The 16,002-nt window shown below is 69.8% G+C and carries 16 protein-coding genes and 1 pseudogene; 13 read left to right on the top strand and 4 right to left on the bottom strand.

Going from position 1 to position 16,002, the window contains the following annotated elements:
- The first annotated feature begins 179 nt into the window (after positions 1-179).
- The 4 genes and pseudogenes from ACFY5C_RS07505 to ACFY5C_RS07490 form a co-directional block, all read left to right on the top strand.
- Positions 180-737: a WXG100 family type VII secretion target gene (locus tag ACFY5C_RS07505; RefSeq protein ID WP_389441600.1), complete on the top strand. Its 558-nt coding sequence runs from the start codon at positions 180-182 to the stop codon at positions 735-737.
- Positions 737-2,020: a putative T7SS-secreted protein gene (locus ACFY5C_RS07500; RefSeq protein ID WP_389441597.1), complete on the top strand. Its 1,284-nt coding sequence runs from the start codon at positions 737-739 to the stop codon at positions 2,018-2,020. The genes ACFY5C_RS07505 and ACFY5C_RS07500 overlap by 1 nt, the downstream gene beginning before the upstream one ends.
- A complete protein-coding gene (locus ACFY5C_RS07495) occupies positions 2,017-2,730 on the top strand; it encodes a hypothetical protein (protein ID WP_389441595.1) in 714 nt (237 codons plus the stop codon). Before ACFY5C_RS07500 ends, ACFY5C_RS07495 begins: the two co-directional genes overlap by 4 nt.
- A 164-nt stretch (positions 2,731-2,894) precedes the next feature.
- Positions 2,895-3,050, top strand: a pseudogene (locus tag ACFY5C_RS07490) (LuxR C-terminal-related transcriptional regulator); the annotation flags it as partial.
- Positions 3,051-3,160: 110 nt separating this feature from the next.
- On the opposite strand, the gene ACFY5C_RS07485 reads toward ACFY5C_RS07490, so the two are convergent.
- Both ACFY5C_RS07485 and ACFY5C_RS07480 read right to left on the bottom strand, forming a co-directional pair.
- Positions 3,161-4,447: a peptidase gene (locus ACFY5C_RS07485; protein ID WP_389441592.1), complete on the bottom strand. Its 1,287-nt coding sequence runs from the start codon at positions 4,445-4,447 to the stop codon at positions 3,161-3,163.
- A gap of 395 nt (positions 4,448-4,842) precedes the next feature.
- A complete protein-coding gene (locus ACFY5C_RS07480) occupies positions 4,843-5,340 on the bottom strand; it encodes a lamin tail domain-containing protein (RefSeq protein ID WP_389441590.1) in 498 nt (165 codons plus the stop codon).
- 306 nt (positions 5,341-5,646) lie between these two features.
- Here ACFY5C_RS07480 and ACFY5C_RS07475 point away from each other — a divergent pair, with 306 nt between their 5' ends.
- Complete coding sequence (locus ACFY5C_RS07475; RefSeq protein ID WP_389441587.1) at positions 5,647-5,817, top strand: hypothetical protein; 171 nt, start codon at positions 5,647-5,649, stop codon at positions 5,815-5,817.
- Positions 5,818-5,919: 102 nt separating this feature from the next.
- Entirely contained in the window at positions 5,920-8,061 is a 2,142-nt protein-coding gene (locus tag ACFY5C_RS07470; RefSeq protein ID WP_389441585.1) for a PQQ-binding-like beta-propeller repeat protein, read from the top strand.
- 58 nt (positions 8,062-8,119) lie between these two features.
- Here the strand turns inward: ACFY5C_RS07470 and ACFY5C_RS07465 are convergent, their stop codons facing one another.
- Complete coding sequence (locus tag ACFY5C_RS07465; RefSeq protein WP_389441583.1) at positions 8,120-8,806, bottom strand: DUF2848 domain-containing protein; 687 nt, start codon at positions 8,804-8,806, stop codon at positions 8,120-8,122.
- 151 nt (positions 8,807-8,957) lie between these two features.
- On the opposite strand from ACFY5C_RS07465, the gene ACFY5C_RS07460 reads away from it, so the two are divergent.
- The 3 genes from ACFY5C_RS07460 to ACFY5C_RS07450 are packed head-to-tail and all read left to right on the top strand — an operon-like array spanning position 8,958 to position 11,500.
- On the top strand, positions 8,958-10,349 hold the full coding sequence (locus tag ACFY5C_RS07460) for an MFS transporter (protein WP_389441580.1): 1,392 nt from the start codon (positions 8,958-8,960) through the stop codon (positions 10,347-10,349).
- 12 nt (positions 10,350-10,361) lie between these two features.
- Positions 10,362-11,159, top strand: a complete 798-nt coding sequence (locus tag ACFY5C_RS07455) for a carbon-nitrogen hydrolase family protein (protein WP_389441577.1) — start codon at positions 10,362-10,364, stop codon at positions 11,157-11,159.
- Entirely contained in the window at positions 11,156-11,500 is a 345-nt protein-coding gene (locus ACFY5C_RS07450) for a cupin domain-containing protein (RefSeq protein WP_389441574.1), read from the top strand. Before ACFY5C_RS07455 ends, ACFY5C_RS07450 begins: the two co-directional genes overlap by 4 nt.
- Before the next feature lie 232 nt (positions 11,501-11,732).
- Here ACFY5C_RS07450 and ACFY5C_RS07445 read toward each other — a convergent pair whose 3' ends face one another.
- On the bottom strand, positions 11,733-12,359 hold the full coding sequence (locus ACFY5C_RS07445) for a GntR family transcriptional regulator (RefSeq protein WP_389441571.1): 627 nt from the start codon (positions 12,357-12,359) through the stop codon (positions 11,733-11,735).
- A 161-nt stretch (positions 12,360-12,520) separates the two neighbouring features.
- Between ACFY5C_RS07445 and ACFY5C_RS07440 the strand changes: the two genes are divergently transcribed.
- From ACFY5C_RS07440 to ACFY5C_RS07425, 4 genes are all read left to right on the top strand, one after another.
- Positions 12,521-12,988: a DUF5990 family protein gene (locus ACFY5C_RS07440; RefSeq protein WP_389441569.1), complete on the top strand. Its 468-nt coding sequence runs from the start codon at positions 12,521-12,523 to the stop codon at positions 12,986-12,988.
- 443 nt (positions 12,989-13,431) lie between these two features.
- Positions 13,432-13,635, top strand: a complete 204-nt coding sequence (locus ACFY5C_RS07435) for a cold-shock protein (RefSeq protein WP_030939356.1) — start codon at positions 13,432-13,434, stop codon at positions 13,633-13,635.
- A gap of 249 nt (positions 13,636-13,884) precedes the next feature.
- Positions 13,885-15,369 carry a DEAD/DEAH box helicase gene (locus tag ACFY5C_RS07430; protein ID WP_389441566.1) on the top strand — a complete coding sequence of 495 codons (1,485 nt, stop codon included), beginning with the start codon at positions 13,885-13,887 and terminating at the stop codon, positions 15,367-15,369.
- A gap of 212 nt (positions 15,370-15,581) precedes the next feature.
- Positions 15,582-15,935: a MerR family transcriptional regulator gene (locus ACFY5C_RS07425; RefSeq protein ID WP_389441564.1), complete on the top strand. Its 354-nt coding sequence runs from the start codon at positions 15,582-15,584 to the stop codon at positions 15,933-15,935.
- The last annotated feature ends 67 nt before the right edge of the window (positions 15,936-16,002 follow it).

The raw sequence follows: 16,002 nt of genomic DNA, 5'->3' as shown, positions 1-16,002 counted from the left end.
CCCGCAGCCCGCTCCCTGCCATTTTCGCTTGAGAGATTCCCAAAGAGCACGAAGTACGCGACCCAGGAGAGGGCATACAAGAAGTGCCAAATCCAGCGCCCTCTCTTCGCTTTCTTCCGGGCTCGCTCCCACGCCGCCCGGGTCTCAGGGTGGTCGAAAGCACATTTATGCAGAGAGGCGTGCGCATCGGCAGGGCCTCCATCGGCCTGCGTGCCGAGCTTGTCGAAGGGAAGGCCCGCACCGCTGTCTTTCACAATTTCTCCTCGTATGTGGATTCGAAAGCCCAGGAGACCGCGATCGACACACCACTCTACTGGTATATAAGCTGCCGCCCGGGCGGGCGGCGCAAAGGAAGCCCGTCTGTCCATATTGCCCGCAATTCCCTTCTTCCGCCGCTATGGGGGTGTCAGGTGGGGGACCACTTCAAGGTCGACATCGATCAGTTGGACCGATTCGTCAAGTCGCTTCAGCAGGCGACGAAGGAGCTTGACGAGGCTCGTAAGGCGCTTTCGCACGTCCGCAGCGCCGAGATCGGCACTGCCCGACTGGACGAGGCCTGCGACACGTTCCAGGAGAGATGGAAGTACGGGTCCGAGCAGTTGAGCGAGCTCATCGGCAGCATCAGCGAGGGCGTGAAATCCAACAAGCTGAGCTATCAGGAATTCGAGGAAAACCTCGAGAAAACCCTGAAGCAGATGGCAGATTCGGCTACTTCGGGTGGCGGGGGAAAGAACTGATGGCTACGAACCCCTATCCGAATCTCGGCTGGAATCCGGTCCCCGGCATCCCTTCTGAGGTCGCCGCGCTGCAGCAGAAGGTGAAGGCCGCGGCGAACGCGCTGGACAGTTCCCACCGCCAGATCGAAAGACTCCTGGGGGAGAGCGCGCACTGGGAGGGTGACGCGGCGGACGCCTTCCGGGATGCACTCGACGGCGAACTGCCGAAGTACATGAAGGACGCGGCGCGTTCGCTCGACAAGGCCGCGGCGTCGCTGGACGGCTGGAACGGCGACCTCTCTTCCCACCGCGACCTCGCGAAGAAGTACGACGAGGAAGCCGGCGATAAAAAGTCCGCCGCCGAGAAGGCGAAGCAGCACCATGACGAGGCCGCCAAGAACCCCGACCTCCAACTGGTCGGCAAGGAGTTTCCCAGTCAGCAGGAGGCCGACGCCGCGACAGCGCGCCTGCGTGCGGCCGAGCGCTCGCTGAACGAGGCGACCACCCAGCTCAACAACGCCAACCAGGCGTACGAGGATGTCCTCACCAAGGCCCGCACCCTCGAGAGCGATAACAAGGAGAAGGCCGAAGCCGTCGCCAAGAAACTCGACGAGGCGGACGACAAGCTGGCGCCCAAGGAACCGGGGTGGTTCGGCAAGACCCTTGAGGCCATCGGGGAGGCCCTCAAGGCGGTGGGACAGTTCCTACTGGACCACGCCGGAACCATCGGCGCCATCGCCGGCCTCCTCGCGCTCTTCCCGACCCCCCTCGCCCCCGCGTTCGCCGCCATCGCCATCGTGGCCAGCGCCGCCGCGCTGAGCAAGAATCTCGCGAGCGAGGACTTCAGGGACTCGCTTATGGGTGAGCACGGGTGGAAAGCGGGTCTGACCGCATGGGGTTCCGTCGTCGGCGACACCCTGGGCGTCGTACCCGGGGTCGGTATCCTCGCGCGGGCGGGAAGCGAGGTGGGGCTGGCGGCGGCGGTCGCCAGGGAGGGCGGCGAGGCCATGTCGCTGGGTTCGAAGGCCACTGCCTTCGCCAGCGAGGTGAAGGCCGTCAACTGGGACAGGGCCGTTGATGTCGCCACCGCCCCCAGCAAGCTGCGCGACTGGGCCCTCAACGGTGTCAACGCGACCGCGAACGTGGTCTCCTCGGCGGAGACTGCCGGACTGCTGCCGGAAGACGGCATCGGCCATGACTCCACTGAGGCCACCAAGGCGAGCGTGGCTCTGTCCGGCGCGGCGGGCACGCTCGGGACCTTCGGCACGGACATCGTTGAACTCGCGGGGAGTATCCGGCTGTGAACGACCAACGCGGCAGTACGGCGGCAACGGCCACCACGCCGAAGCCGAATTTCTGGTACGGGCTCCCCCACGGGTATCTCGAATTGGACTTCAACCCGACGGAGGAGGGAGTCGCGGAACTGGCCCGACAGATCAGCGGACTTCCCGAGGAAGCCCGCGACCGGGCCGATCAGGCATTCCGTCTGTACGCCATGACCGCGATGCTCCTGCAGAAACAGCCGGTGGCTGTCTACGCACTCGGCATGCACCCAGACGGGAACGGACAGGCCTCGCTGTCGGTCCTCACGATCTCGGCCTTTCCCTCCGGAGGGGTGAACCCCATGCGCGTCCTCGCAGGCATGGTGGGCGGCAATTCGGGAGGGAACGCGAACAACGGCATGCAGCCCATCGAACTGCCGGTGGGCGTCGGGTTCCTGATGGAGCAGGTGCGTAGGACGGTGGCTCCGGGCGCCCCGCCCGAAGGGCAGGAGGGGCCCTTGGAGGGTTCGGTCTGGCAGGGAACAGTGGCGGTACCGGAGCCCCGCACGTCGTCGATCATCACCGTGCAACTGGTGACCTCGGCCGTCGAACTCGCCGACGACTACCGCTCGGTGCTGCTCGGCACCGCCCGAACGCTGACCTTCAAGGATCCGACGGCCGAAGCGGACCAAGGGCCCCGGCAGGGGATTCCCGGTTCCGCGGCGCAAGCCATGCAGTCCGACTTCGGGTGATCACGGAAAAGGCAGGAAAGGATCGCCGACGGGCATCGGTCTTCGGGCTCATGTGGTTGCAGATCTTCGTGACGCGCACCGACTATCTGCTCCCCCCTCGTGGCGCGTTTCCCCCGTACCCGCGTGCTGATCCTGACGACGTACGACACCGACGCGGACATCGGATCGGGCGGCGACTCGTCATCGCCGAAGCGACGGTGAAGACCCACCTGCTGCGCCTGTTCGCCAAGTTCGACGTGAACGACGGGACGCGAGCAGTGGTGGTGGCGATGGAAAGAGGACTGCTGCGGAGGGCTTCCGGTACGGACGGCTCGCCGTGATGCGCCGGGATGACGGCGCCACGCACTTCGCGTGAGACCAAGTCGCTCGAGGTGCAGGCCGGGCCCGTCTCCCCTCGGGGAGCGGGCCCGGTCGCGTCTCACTCTGCCGGTCAGGCGTTGACGCCCGCCTTGCGGCGACGGGCGACGACCACCGCGCCGGCGCCGAGCATCAGCGCCGCGCCGCCCGACAGGGCGACCTTCGGCAGAACGTCGCTCGAGCCGGTCTCGGCGAGCGAGCCGCTGCCGCTGCCGCCGGTTCCGTTCACCGGAGTGGTGGAGGAGCCGCCCTGCTCGGTGGTGTTGCTGCTCCCGCCGGGCTTGCCCTCGGTGTCCTCACCCTTGCCCGGGTCGGCGGCCTTGGCCAGGATCTGGAACTCGTGGTGGTCGAGGTCCGGGTAACCGCCGCAGGAACCGTCGGCGTTGACGTAGTCGGCCGACACGAAGAGGGCGCCCTGCCCGGCCGGGATGTCCGCGTCGGCCTTCAGGCGCAGCTTGACGTCGACCGAGGCCTTCGCCTTGAGGGGGCCGACGGACGATCCGTTCAGCAGGTCGACGTCGCGCCAGTTCGGGTTCCCGGCGATGGACCACTCCAGGTCGAGGTAGGAGTCGAGTTCCTCGAGGCCCTTGTCGTCGAAGGCGTGGACGGCTGCGTACGGGTACAGCGCGTCCATCGTCCTGCCGGTGCCGTTGGTGACGCGCAGCGTGAACGTCTTGGTGGTTCCGCCGACGACCTTGTCCGGCAGCCCGCTGACGACAGCGGTGAGCTTGGGCTCGGGGACGCACTCGCCGCCCGGCTCCTCACCCTCCTCGGCCTCGGCGTCCGCGAGCGCCTTCTTCGCGTCGTCCAGCTTCTTCTTGGCCTCGTCCCTCGTCTTCTGAAGGAGGTTGATCTTCCGGGCCTGGGCGACGCGGGCGTCGTCGTGGGCGGTCCTCGCCTCGGTGGCTTTGGTGTCAGCGGCCGTCTTGGCCGCCGCGGCGTCCTGGGCGGCCTTCTCGGCCTCGTCCAGCACCGTCTGCGCCGCGGCCTTCTCCTCGTCGGTGGTGGCGGCGTCCAGCTTGGCCTGGGCGTCCACGACGGCCTGATCGGCCTCGGTCTTGGCCTTGGCGGCGGCCTCAGCGGCCTTCTTGGTCTCGATGACCGCGGCCTTGGTCGGGTAGGTCTCCGCCTCCAGACCCTCCTCGAGGAACTTGATGGCGTCGTTCACCGCGATGACGGCGGCGTCGTACTCCTTCTGCGCGAGGTCGACGGCCTGCTCGAGCTCTTCGATCGTCGGCTTCGCCTTCTGCGTCTGCGCGGCAGGCTTCTCGTCGGCGAAGGCGGGTGCGGTCGAGAGGAGGACGACCGGGGCGGTCACGGCGGCGGCGACGGCGGTCGCGAGAACACGGCGAATCTTCACAAGGGACCCCTGGTCGGGTGGCGAAAAGGTGCGTGGGCGTCGCGCTTGCGGACAGCTCACGCGGGGCGACGTCGCCGCGATCGTATGACCTGCCTGAACAAGGCCGCAGGCGGTTTCTCACGCCTCCGCCGGAAAAGCCTTCACAGCGCACGCACAAATGGCGCTTACGGGCACAGTTGCCTGCGTAGGCCGCACTTTTTCTGTGATCCATCACTCAGCGCCCGAGGCCGGCCGACGGCGACACCAGGAGGGCAGGAGTGCCGGCGCCGCCGGGCTCGGCACATGCCTGAACGCCGTCCCGTACGCGAGGCGCGCCCGGCCGTGGGAAGGCCGGGCGCACCCGTGGGTTACCGCTGCGTGGGGAACTTGTTCAGTTCACGCACGTGGTGTGGGGGTCAGTGGTGGTAGCCGCCGTGGCCGCCGTGGTGGCGGTCGTGGCCCCAGGACGCGCTGTCGATGAAGCGTCCGCGGTCGTTGCGGAGGGTGGCGGTGTCGGAGCGGTTGTCCCAGACGTAGTGGCGGCGGTCCTGGTACAGGTCGCTGTCGGTGTCGCGGCCGATTCCGGTGTGGATGCGGACCGTGGCGCGGCCTTCCAGGCGGTAGTGGTCGAAGGTGTAGGTGCGACCGTCCTCGTCCTCGAGGGTCCAGCCTTCGAGGTTGACGGTGCGGCGGGTGGTGTTGGTGATCTCCACCCACTCCCGGTTCAGGGAGCGGTTGGAGCGGTCGTCACGGCCCGGTGAGTCGTACTGGACGTCCGAGATCTTCACCTTCGGCCGCTCGTGACGGGAGTGGTCGGCGGCGGACGCCGGCAGTGTGACGACCGAGACCAGAGCGCCGGCGGCGAGCGCGGCGGCGGCGAGACGGCGGGCGCTGACAGAAGCGGATGCGGACAAGGGGTCTCCCAGGGTGCGGACACCTTCCCCGAGAGGCCGTTACGGGCTGCCGGGAGTCGGTGCGGTGTGTTGGCGGCCGGCCGGCCGCACGCACACTTTGTCCACGTCGTGGAGAACTTCAGGAGAAGGCGTCACCTCTGTTACCTGTTGCCCATATTTCTATGACTCTCGGATGCAACATCCATGTATGCCGTCTATGGCTGGTTATTGACGTGTTGACAGGCCGGGAGGCCTTGCGGGCGTTGGGTTGTGACGTCGCCCCGCCACGGTGCGCCGCCCCGCAAAGGATCGGGTCATCACCCGAAAGTGAGTAACAGCAGGTTCCTGCCGGCAGTGGAGGTGACGGCGCCGAGCCGCTCTTCGGTGGTCATGGGCCGGATGATGTGCGGCCAGGGCGCCGGGCGGCGGACCATCGAGCCGGTGAGGGTGGTCGCCACGCTGCTCGCCACCCACCTGAAGTACCGCGTGGTGAAGTGACACAGGGACACCGCGCCGTGGTAGGGCGCGACTCCGCCTTCGCGGCGGCAGGCCCTACGCTGATCCCCGTGAGGTAGGCAGGCGCGGGGAGGATGATCGGCGATGACGCCCCTGAGCACCGGGGACCCGGAGTCCATAGGCGGGTACACCCTGCTCGGCCGGCTCGGGGCGGGCGGCATGGGCGTCGTCTATCTGGGAGTCTCCGCCTCGGGACGGCGGGTCGCGGTCAAGCTCGTGCACGGGTCGTACGCCGAGGAGGAGGAGTTCCGAACGCGCTTCCGGCAGGAGATCGCGGCAGCGCGCAGAGTGAGCGGCGCCTTCACCGCGCCTGTGGTGGACGCCGACCCGGATGCCGACCGGCCATGGATGGCGACGCTCTACGTGCCCGGCCTCAACCTCGCCGAAGTCGTGAAGAAGGACGGCCCGCTGAGCCAACGGGAGTTGCGCGCACTGGGACTGGGGCTCACCGAGGCGTTGCGCGACATCCACCGGGCGGGTTTGGTGCACCGGGACCTCAAACCGGCCAACGTCCTGATGACCGAGGACGGGCCGCGTGTCATCGACTTCGGCATATCGCGCGCCGCCGACAACCAGAGCCTGACCGTGACCGGGCGGGTGATAGGCACGCCGCCCTTCATGTCCCCGGAACAGCTCGCCTCTCCCCGAGACGTCACCCCGGCCTCGGACGTGTTTTCGCTGGGGTCACTGATGGTGTTCGCGGCCGTCGGCACAGGACCGTTCGACGCCGACAGCCCCTACATGACCGGCTATCAGGTGATGCACGAGGCGCCGGACCTCGAAGGGGTGCCCGAATCGCTCCTGCGCATCGTCGAGCGCTGCCTCGACAAGGACCCGGCCGCACGGCCGGAACCGGCGGATCTGCACCGCATGCTTCAGGCGCTGCCGGAATCCGACGCCACCGCGCCCCTGAAGGCCAGGGAGTTCGCGACACCCCGGCCCCGCCCCACTCCCCGGAACGCGGCCACCACCTCCGTGGGGACCGGCACCGGCAAGCGCCGCCGTTCCCGGATGCTGCTCACCGGCCTCGCCGCGGCGCTGGCCGTCATGGGCCTGAGCATCGGGGCGGGTGTCTTCGTGGCGGGCCAGGACACGACCACCGCCGCCGACGCCACCGCCACGACCACCACCCGTACCGCGGCCCTGCCCAACGGCTGGAAGCCGTGGCGTACGGCTCTGCGGGACGACGTGAAGGGCGTCCCCCTCGACTACCAGACCCCCGGATGCGTGGCGAACGGGAGCGCCCTGTTCTGCGGCGGTACGGGCTTCACGGTCGCCAGGCTCGACCCGGCCTCCGGCCGCACCCTGTGGCGGTTCGGCACCCGCCCTCAGGGGGTGCGGCCGATCGGTGTTCGCGGCGGGCTGGTCTATGCGTACGAGGATCCGGACGACACGATCAGGCGCGTGGTGGCCCTCGACGCCGGTACCGGGCAGCGGCGTTGGCAGCGGGACATCGACAAGGCCGCGGACCCGGTCCTGTACAACGGCGGACTGCTGACCCTGTCCCCCGACTCCTCGTCGTTCGTCGCATACGGGCCTTCCGGCAAGGAACTGTGGCAGGCGCCCTCGCTGGACGAGTACTGCACTCCGTCGGCGCTGGGAGGCGTCCCTTACGCCCTGTGCGACTCCGGCACCGAGCCCGGCCAGACCCCGGTCGACCTGATGAGACTCGAACCCGGCGGCCTGACCGAAACCGCCACGCTGCCCCGGAAGGCGGAAGCGCTCGGCGCTGTCCGCGGGCAGCCCTTGTTCCTCGCCCCCCAGACCGCGAAGGACGTCTACGAATCCGGGTACGAACGGCCGTACAACGCGCTGCTGCGTGTGGACCCGGAAACCGGGCAGGTCAGACGGATACCGCTGGCACGTCCGCTGACCGGTGCGGCCACCCTGGTGGACGGCGTCGTCTACTTCGTCCGGGCCAACGGGTCCGTCACCGCGGTGTCGGCGGACAGCGGCAAGCAACTCTGGCAGAAGGCCACGGACATGGAGAGTCTGTCCGCGCCCGTGGTGTCGGCGACGTACAAGCGGGTCTACTTCTCCAACCGCTTCGGCCGCCTGCTGGCACTCGACAGCCGCACCGGAGCGGAGGTATGGCGCACCTCCGCACTGGAGAACCCCGGGGACAAGGCACAGGACACCCCGCCGCGGGTGCTGCTCGTCAAGGACGCGATCGTGGCGACGGCCGGCGACACGGCCTTCTCCCGGAGCCCGGACGGGCCCGGCTGACCGGCTGACCGGCTGACCGGCCTCCTTCCACCACCGTCGGCCAGTACTGCCGCTCGCGTCAGCCGATGGGTGCCGGCATGGGCCGGACGTCGTAGTGGAGGCGGATGGTGTCTCCGGTGGCGGGGTCGGACAGTTCCACGCTCCAGCCGTCGGCGAACTGGTCGACACCCGGCGTCATCGGAATCGTGCCGGAGATCAGGACCGTGCCGGGTGTGAGCGCGCCGCGTGAGCGCAGCACGTCGATCCAGTAGGCGGGGGCGAGGAGTTCGGCGAGGGTGCCGTGCTGGATCTCCGTCGACGTGCCGCCGTGGGTGACCCAGGCGCGCAGGGTGAGGTCGTCGAGGCGGGACTCCACGTCGGCCAGGCGCCAGGCGCGGCGGGCGAGGACGTCGGGGCCGGCGTTCTTGCTCCAGGCCACGCCGTGCACCTCCAGGTCGCGGTCGGTGTGGTCGCAGGCGGCGGTCAGCAGCAGCTCCCCGCCGTCCGCCACGACGAGCGCCCACTCCGCCTCGCCGGAGGTGTGCGCGTGCTGCGCGTGGACCCGGTCGGTCTGCTGGGCGAGGTAGGGGGAGACGGGGTAGAGGGCGGGCGTCACGGACGGGCCGGGCACGCCCAGCTCGGCGAGCTCCGCGACGTGTGCGGCGACGTCCTCCTGGCTGCGTCCGGCGTACCCGGCGTTGAGGACCTGGACGACGTCGACCTCGCGCGTCGATCCGTCGGGCAGTTCGAAGGTCAGCACGGCCATGAGGGCACTCCCAGAGATCGGGTCGGCAGATCGGTCCGCAGACCGGGTCCGCGGTGAAGTTCTCGCGCAGGGGCTTGCGCATACGACCTGTATACAAGAAGTATGCCGGAAGGTCGATGTCCCCCGACGTCCCCGAGCAAGGATGGGAACCATGCCCGACACCCCGAAGGACGACACGAAGGACGACATAAAGGGCGCCGTAAAGGCGTCCGATCGGCACTCCGGCGTCCGCCGGGCCTTTGTCGCGAGCCTGACCGGCACGGCGCTGGAGTGGTACGACTTCGCCGTCTACTCCGCCGCGGCCGCCCTGGTCTTCGGTGACCTGTTCTTCCCTTCGGAGGACCCGCTCACCGGCACGCTCCTGGCGTTCTCCACCTATGCGGTCGGCTATGTGTCGCGCCCGCTGGGCGGGTTCGTCTTCGGCCGCCTCGGTGACGTGATCGGCCGCAAGAAGGTGCTGATCGCCACGCTGGTCCTCATCGGCGCGGCGACGTTCCTGATCGGCGTCCTGCCCGCGTACTCGACGGCCGGTGTGGCCGCCCCGATCGCCCTGGTCGTGCTGCGCTTCGCGCAGGGCGTCGGCGTCGGTGGCGAGTGGGGCGGTGCCGTACTGCTGTCCAGCGAGTTCGGCGACCCGCGCCGCCGCGGTTTCTACGCCTCCGCCGCCCAGGTCGGCCCGCCCGCGGGAAACCTGCTGGCCAACGGCGTCCTGGCTGCCCTCGGCGCGCTGCTGACCGAGGCGCAGTTCGAGTCGTGGGGCTGGCGCGTGGCGTTCCTGTTCTCCGGCGTTCTCGTCGCGTTCGGGCTGTGGATCCGGGCGAAGCTCGAGGAGACCCCGGTGTTCAAGGCGATGGAGGCCGAGCACTCCCGGCCTGAGGCACCGATCCGCGAGGTGTTCACCACCCAGCCCCGCGCCCTGCTGGCCGCGATCCTGTGCCGTGTCGGCCCCGACGTGCTGTACGCCATGTTCACCGTGTTCGTGCTCACGTACGCCACCAACGAACTCGGCATGTCACGCGGCTCCGCCCTCGCGGCCGTGCTCATCGGCTCCTCGATCCAGGTCTTCCTCATGCCGCTGGCCGGCGCCCTGTCCGACCGGGTCAACCGCCGGCTGCTGTACGGCGGTGCGGCGGTGGCCGCCGGTGTGTGGCCCTTCGTGTTCTTCCCGATGATCGGCGGCGGCACCTGGCTGCCGCTCGCCACGGGGGTCGTCGTGGGCCTGGTGATCCACTGTTGTCTGTACGGCCCGCAGGCCGCCTTCATCACCGAACAGTTCGAGCCCCGGCTGCGCTCCACCGGCTCATCGCTGGCCTACACCCTGGCCGGGATCATCGGCGGCGCCGTCGCCCCGCTGCTGTTCACCAGCCTGCTGAGCGCCTACGGCACGTGGACGCCGCTGGCCGTGTACATCGCCCTCGCCTCGGCCGTGTCCCTGGTCGGCGTCTGGCTGGGGCGCGACCCGGAGGCCGCCGTCGACGAGGACGCCGCCCTCGCCGCACCGAAGGCGCCGCACACGGCGGACGCCACCCCCACCCGTTTCTGAGGAGGCCGCACCGTGCGGATCGCCCTGAGCCAGCTCACCACCGGTCCCGACCCCGGGAAGAACCTCCTGCTCATCGAGGAATGGACACGGCGCGCGGCAGACGCCGGAGCCCGCGTCGTCGTCTTCCCAGAGGCGTCGATGGCCTGCTTCGGCACCCCACTGGCACCGCTCGCCGAGACCCTGGACGGACCGTGGGCCGACGGCGTGCGGCGGATCGCCCGCGCCACCGGCACGGTCGTCGTGGCCGGCATGTTCACCCCGGCCACCGGGGGCCGGGTGGCCAACACCCTGCTCGCCACCGGACCCGGGGTCGAGGCCTCGTACGACAAGATCCACCTCTACGACGCCTTCGGCTTCCGCGAGTCCGACACGGTCGCCGCGGGTTCGGCCACGACGGTCATCGACGTGGACGGCGTACGGCTGGGCCTGGCCACCTGCTATGACATCCGTTTTCCGGAGCTGTTCCGGGCGCACGCCGACGCCGGAGCCGTCGCCACACTGCTGGCTGCCTCCTGGGGCGCCGGGCCCGGCAAGCGTGAGCAGTGGGAGCTGCTGGTGCGGGCCCGTGCGCTGGACGCAACCGTGTGGCTCGCCGCCGTCGACCAGGCCGACCCCGGCGGGGGCACCGGCCCGGGTTCCGCCCCGATGGGGATCGGGCACAGTCTCGTCGCCGGACCCGACGGGACCGTACGGCACGCTCTGGGCGCCGGGCCCGAGCTGCTGGTGGCCGACCTGGACACCGACGAGGTCGCCGCGGTCCGGCAGCGGATCTCCGTGCTGGCCAACAGGCGCCCGGAGGTGTGGCGATGAGCAAGCCCGAGCTGGAGTTCCACCTGCCCGACGGACCGTGGCGGACCCCGGCCGGCGCCGGCCCGGACGTCGAGGAGCGTGTTCTGGCCGAGGACCCCGAGCGCGGATCCCGTACGGCGCTGGTCCGCTGGGCGCCGGGCACCGACACCTCGGCGGACGGCGTGACCCGCCACGACTTCTGGGAGGAGGTCTACCTGGTCGAGGGAGCGCTGCACGACCTGACGCTCGACCGGACCTTCACGGCGGGCATGTACGCCTGCCGCCCGCCCGGCATGCCGCACGGCCCCTGGACCTCCCGGGACGGCGTCACCATGCTGGTGACCACCTACCCCGCGCCCTAGCCGGGCCCTGTCGTTCGGATCAGCCCGGCTGCGAGGATCGGTTCCTCTCGGCCGGCCCGAGCGGGGCATGGCGCGTGCAGCCGCAAGGCGCAGGAGGGAGTCGACGCGATGGGGGTCCCCCGCGCGTGCAGCGCGAAGCCGGTCGCGGCCGTGGGTGAGTCGGCGACCGACGACAACGCCGCAGATGTGCGTGCCAGGGCCCGCGACGCCGGGATGATCCAAACGGCAGGGCCTAGCCCGCGAGCAGCACCTTGAGCGTCGACTCCAGATGGTGGTCGATGGCGGCCCACGCGGCCTGCGCGTCACCGGCTTCCAGTGCGTCCAGGATGGCCTCGTGTTCCTCCAGCACGGCTTCCTGTCGTCCCTGCTGGTTGAAGAGGGCGACCACTCCGGCGCGGACCTGGCGGCTGCGTAGGCCCTCGTAGTGCCGGTCGAGGAGGGCGTTGCCGACGGCGGACACCAGTACCGCGTGGAAACGGTGGTCCACGGCGATGAACTCCCGGGCCTGGTCGGCACCGGTGAGCTCGCGCTGCCTCTCCAGCAGGGACCGCAGCTCCGCCACCGGGGCTCCACCAGCGGAGACGAGCTGCTGGGCGGCGTACCGCTCGACGATGCCCCGCAGCTCCATGAGCTCGCGGATCTCCCGTCCCGTCAGGGGGGACACGCGGGCGCCCCGCTTGGGCACCAGCTCGACCAGGTCCTCGGCGGCGAGCTGCAGCAGCGCCTCCCGGATGGGCGTGCGGGAGACGCCGATCCGGTCCGCGAGCTCCTGCTCCGACAGGAAGGCGCCCTGCATCCCGGGATCCGTCAGCACCGTCTCCTTGAGATACGTGTACGCCTTCTCCCGACCGGACGTCACGGCAACCCCCAGTTTTCGTATACACCTTGTATACGGACGCTACCACGCACCTTCCGCTGGGGAGCGAGCCTGCGACGACAGCGCATTCGCAGAGCGGGCCGAGCTCCGCCGGAGCACAGCCGGCCGACCACTGCACGGACGATGGCGGGATGATGGCCGCTATGCGCATCCGCATCGACGCCGTCGATCTGCCCGGACTGACCCGCCCCGCCGTAGTCGACGGCGAAGCCCCCGCCTACGGCAACCTCCACGTCGCCGTGCAACGCCGCGACCGTCCGGCCGAACTCCTCGAGCCACAGCGCGGCGACGCACCGTCCGCGACCTGGACCCTGGAGTGCACCACGAGCACCTCGCCGACCGGCATCGAGGTCAAAGGCCCCTACGTGCAGGACCGTCTGGGCCGACGGTTCATCTACCTGTCGTGGGGCACGGTCGACGAATCGGGCACCTTCACGATGTTCCGTCGCGCCAAGCTCATGCTCGACGTCATCCCCGCCGACGTACTCGCTGCCGCCGCACGCGACGGGCTCCTGGTCGGACGCCTCGGCCTGACCGACGCGCAGGGCGGGCCCCTGTGCGCCCGCGTCGAGCCCCCTCACATCACCTGGACCGCCGCACGCGCCGACTAGGAGCTGCCGGGATACCGTCGCCCGCCGACAACGCCTGCGGGCCACCCCGTCGTGGACGACGGACCGATGTGACCTTCATCGCGGCAGCGGGATCTCGGCGCGGTGCCCGTCGTCCCGTCCGTCGATGACGATGGCAGCGCCGCACGGCTCATCTACGGAGGTCATGGCGCTGCGGCCGCAAGCGCCCGGCAGGAACACTGCATCCGCGCGGGTCAATATCTGCATCGGCGAGGTGAGAAATAGGTGCGGCGCACTGCGAGTATTCCCCGATCCGCGACCCGAGTGAAATTACTTCGCGCGCTGGGCCGATCGCGTCATGCTACGGTCGACGTCAGTTGCAGGTGTGGTTGCCAGAAGGTTCATTTTCCGACGGGTTAATCAGCACGGCGACTCGGAATCCGCACAGGGCGAATTTCGAACACCGTCCCCGAAGGAGAAATGACATGGCTACTGGCACCGTGAAGTGGTTCAACGCGGAAAAGGGCTTCGGCTTCATCGAGCAGGACGGCGGCGGCCCCGACGTCTTCGCCCACTACTCGAACATCGCCGCCCAGGGCTTCCGCGAGCTGCAGGAAGGCCAGAAGGTGTCGTTCGACATCGCGCAGGGCCAGAAGGGCCCGACGGCCGAGAACATCGTTCCCGCCTGACACCCGCAACAACGCACACATCGCAGCTGGGGCCCGCACCTTGGGGTGCGCGCCCCAGCTGGCTGCATTTCAGGGCGCGCGACGGGAGGGCCGGAAGGCCCCACACCTCACCGAACGGTGACGCATTCCCCGTCGATCCGGATCGGCGCCCATCATCTCCGGCTCGTTCTCGCGATTCTCTGCGCCGTTCATCTTGCTGCGGAAATTCCTTGCTTCGCGCCTACGTGCCCACATCGAGGAAGGTTCCGCTTGAACCGCGCACGCACTGCACGCACGACCCGCACCAACGACCGCTCCCGGGGTTCTGCCCCCCAGCGCTCGGGAGCGCCGCGGCGTTCCCAGGGCAACGGACGCCGACAGGCCGCGCCCCAGGGCGAGTTCGCGCTGCCGGTGACGACCACGCCCGCGCTGCCCGCCGTCGAGTCGTTCGCCGACCTCGCCCTGCCGGCGCCGTTGCTGGCCGCGCTCGGCCGCGAGGGCGTGACCGTACCGTTCCCCATCCAGGGGGCGACCCTGCCCAACTCCCTCGCCGGACGTGACGTGCTCGGCCGCGGCCGCACCGGGTCGGGCAAGACCCTCGCCTTCGGCCTCGCCTTGCTGGCCCGGACAGCGGGCCGACGCGCAGAGCCACGGCAGCCGCTTGCCCTGGTCCTGGTTCCCACCCGCGAGCTCGCCCAGCAGGTGACCGACGCGCTGACCCCGTACGCCCGTTCCGTGCAGCTGCGGCTGGCGACTGTGGTCGGCGGGATGTCCATCGGCAAGCAAGCCGGTGCGCTGCGGGCCGGGGCGGAGGTCGTCGTCGCGACGCCGGGGCGGCTCAAGGACCTCATCGGCCGTGGCGACTGCCGGCTGGACGACGTCACCGTCACCGTCCTCGACGAGGCCGACCAGATGGCCGACATGGGCTTCATGCCGCAGGTCACCGCCCTGCTCGACCAGGTACGCCCCGAAGGCCAGCGGATGCTCTTCTCCGCCACCCTGGACCGCAACGTCGACCGGCTCGTCCGCCGCTACCTGACCGACCCCGTGGTCCACTCCGTCGACCCCTCCGCCGGAGCGGTCACCACCATGGAGCACCACGTACTGCACGTGCACGAAGCGGACAAGTACCGGACGACCACCGAGATCGCGGCACGAGACGGCCGGGTGATCATGTTCCTGGACACCAAGCACGCCGTGGACCGGCTCACCAAGCACCTGCTGAACAGCGGTGTCCGCGCGGCGGCGCTGCACGGCGGCAAGTCCCAGCCGCAGCGCACGCGGACCCTCGCCCAGTTCAAGACCGGACATGTGACGGTGCTGGTGGCGACCAACGTCGCGGCGCGCGGCATCCACGTCGACAACCTCGACCTGGTCGTCAACGTCGATCCGCCCACCGACCACAAGGATTACCTGCACCGCGGCGGCCGTACCGCCCGAGCCGGAGAGTCCGGCAGCGTCGTCACGCTGGTGACACCCGACCAGCGCCGCAGCATGAACCGACTGATGGCTGCAGCCGCCATCACCCCCCGCGTCACCCCGGTACGTTCGGGTGAGGCGGAGCTGAGCCGCATCACCGGGGCCCAGGCCCCTTCGGGTGTTCCCGTCGTCATCACCGCGCCCGTCGCGGAACGCCCCCGCCGCGCCGCGTCTTCCTCGTCCCGGGGCCGCCGCGGCCGCCCCGCCCAGGGGCGTGCCACCGGGCGGGCGGGGCGGCGCAGGACACAGCGGCCCGCCGTCGACCAGGCTGCCTGATCGACCAGGCTGCCCAGCGGCAGCTTGAACCGGGCGGCGAACCGCCGTAAGGATCCCGATGAGGGCCCTGCCGACACGCGTCGGCAGGGCCCTCACGGCCGTCTCGCCGTCCGTTCTCGGCGACCCGGACCTCAGATGGTGTTGAATTTCCTTCGGGGCCCTGGTGCCGTACGGCACCAGGGCCCCTCGACGCGTTGCACAAACGAGGTGACATGACAGCAGATATCCCCCTCAGTGATCGTCTGGACGACGACGACTACCCCGCATACACCATGGGGCGGGCCGCCGAGATGCTCGGCGCCACCCCGGCCTTCCTCCGCGCCGTGGGTGAGGCTCGTCTGATCACTCCGCTACGTTCGGAGGGCGGACACCGCCGGTACTCCCGCTACCAACTGCGGATCGCGGCACGCGCCCGCGAGCTCGTCGACAGGGGCACCCCGATCGAGGCCGCTTGCCGCATCGTCATCCTTGAGGACCAGCTCGAGGAAGCGCAGCGCATCAACGCCGAGTACCGCCGCCGTGCCGAGCAAGAAGCGCCCGACGGTCCCCTTCCCGGTGCCAGCTGATCACGTGGGCGCGTACCGGTCGGCTCGACAGGTCGCCCCTTCGCGACGATGACAGCGCCCCGGCGAA

Origin of the sequence: Streptomyces sp. NPDC012935, assembly GCF_042900345.1 — a bacterium.
In the GTDB taxonomy this organism is placed as follows: Bacteria; Actinomycetota; Actinomycetes; order Streptomycetales; family Streptomycetaceae; genus Streptomyces.
Note: the sequence above shows the minus strand (reverse complement) of the source record. Positions and strands in the feature narration are given on the sequence as shown.

What these genes read in the sequence shown, in the direction of transcription:
- ACFY5C_RS07500 (WP_389441597.1), top strand. Translation starts at nt 737, where the DNA reads ATGGCTACGAACCCCTATCCGAATCTCGGCTGGAATCCGGTCCCCGGC.
- ACFY5C_RS07470 (WP_389441585.1), top strand. Translation starts at nt 5,920, where the DNA reads ATGACGCCCCTGAGCACCGGGGACCCGGAGTCCATAGGCGGGTACACC.
- ACFY5C_RS07465 (WP_389441583.1), bottom strand. Translation starts at nt 8,806, where the DNA reads ATGGCCGTGCTGACCTTCGAACTGCCCGACGGATCGACGCGCGAGGTC.
- ACFY5C_RS07460 (WP_389441580.1), top strand. Translation starts at nt 8,958, where the DNA reads ATGCCCGACACCCCGAAGGACGACACGAAGGACGACATAAAGGGCGCC.
- ACFY5C_RS07450 (WP_389441574.1), top strand. Translation starts at nt 11,156, where the DNA reads ATGAGCAAGCCCGAGCTGGAGTTCCACCTGCCCGACGGACCGTGGCGG.
- ACFY5C_RS07440 (WP_389441569.1), top strand. Translation starts at nt 12,521, where the DNA reads ATGCGCATCCGCATCGACGCCGTCGATCTGCCCGGACTGACCCGCCCC.
- ACFY5C_RS07435 (WP_030939356.1), top strand. Translation starts at nt 13,432, where the DNA reads ATGGCTACTGGCACCGTGAAGTGGTTCAACGCGGAAAAGGGCTTCGGC.
- ACFY5C_RS07425 (WP_389441564.1), top strand. Translation starts at nt 15,582, where the DNA reads ATGACAGCAGATATCCCCCTCAGTGATCGTCTGGACGACGACGACTAC.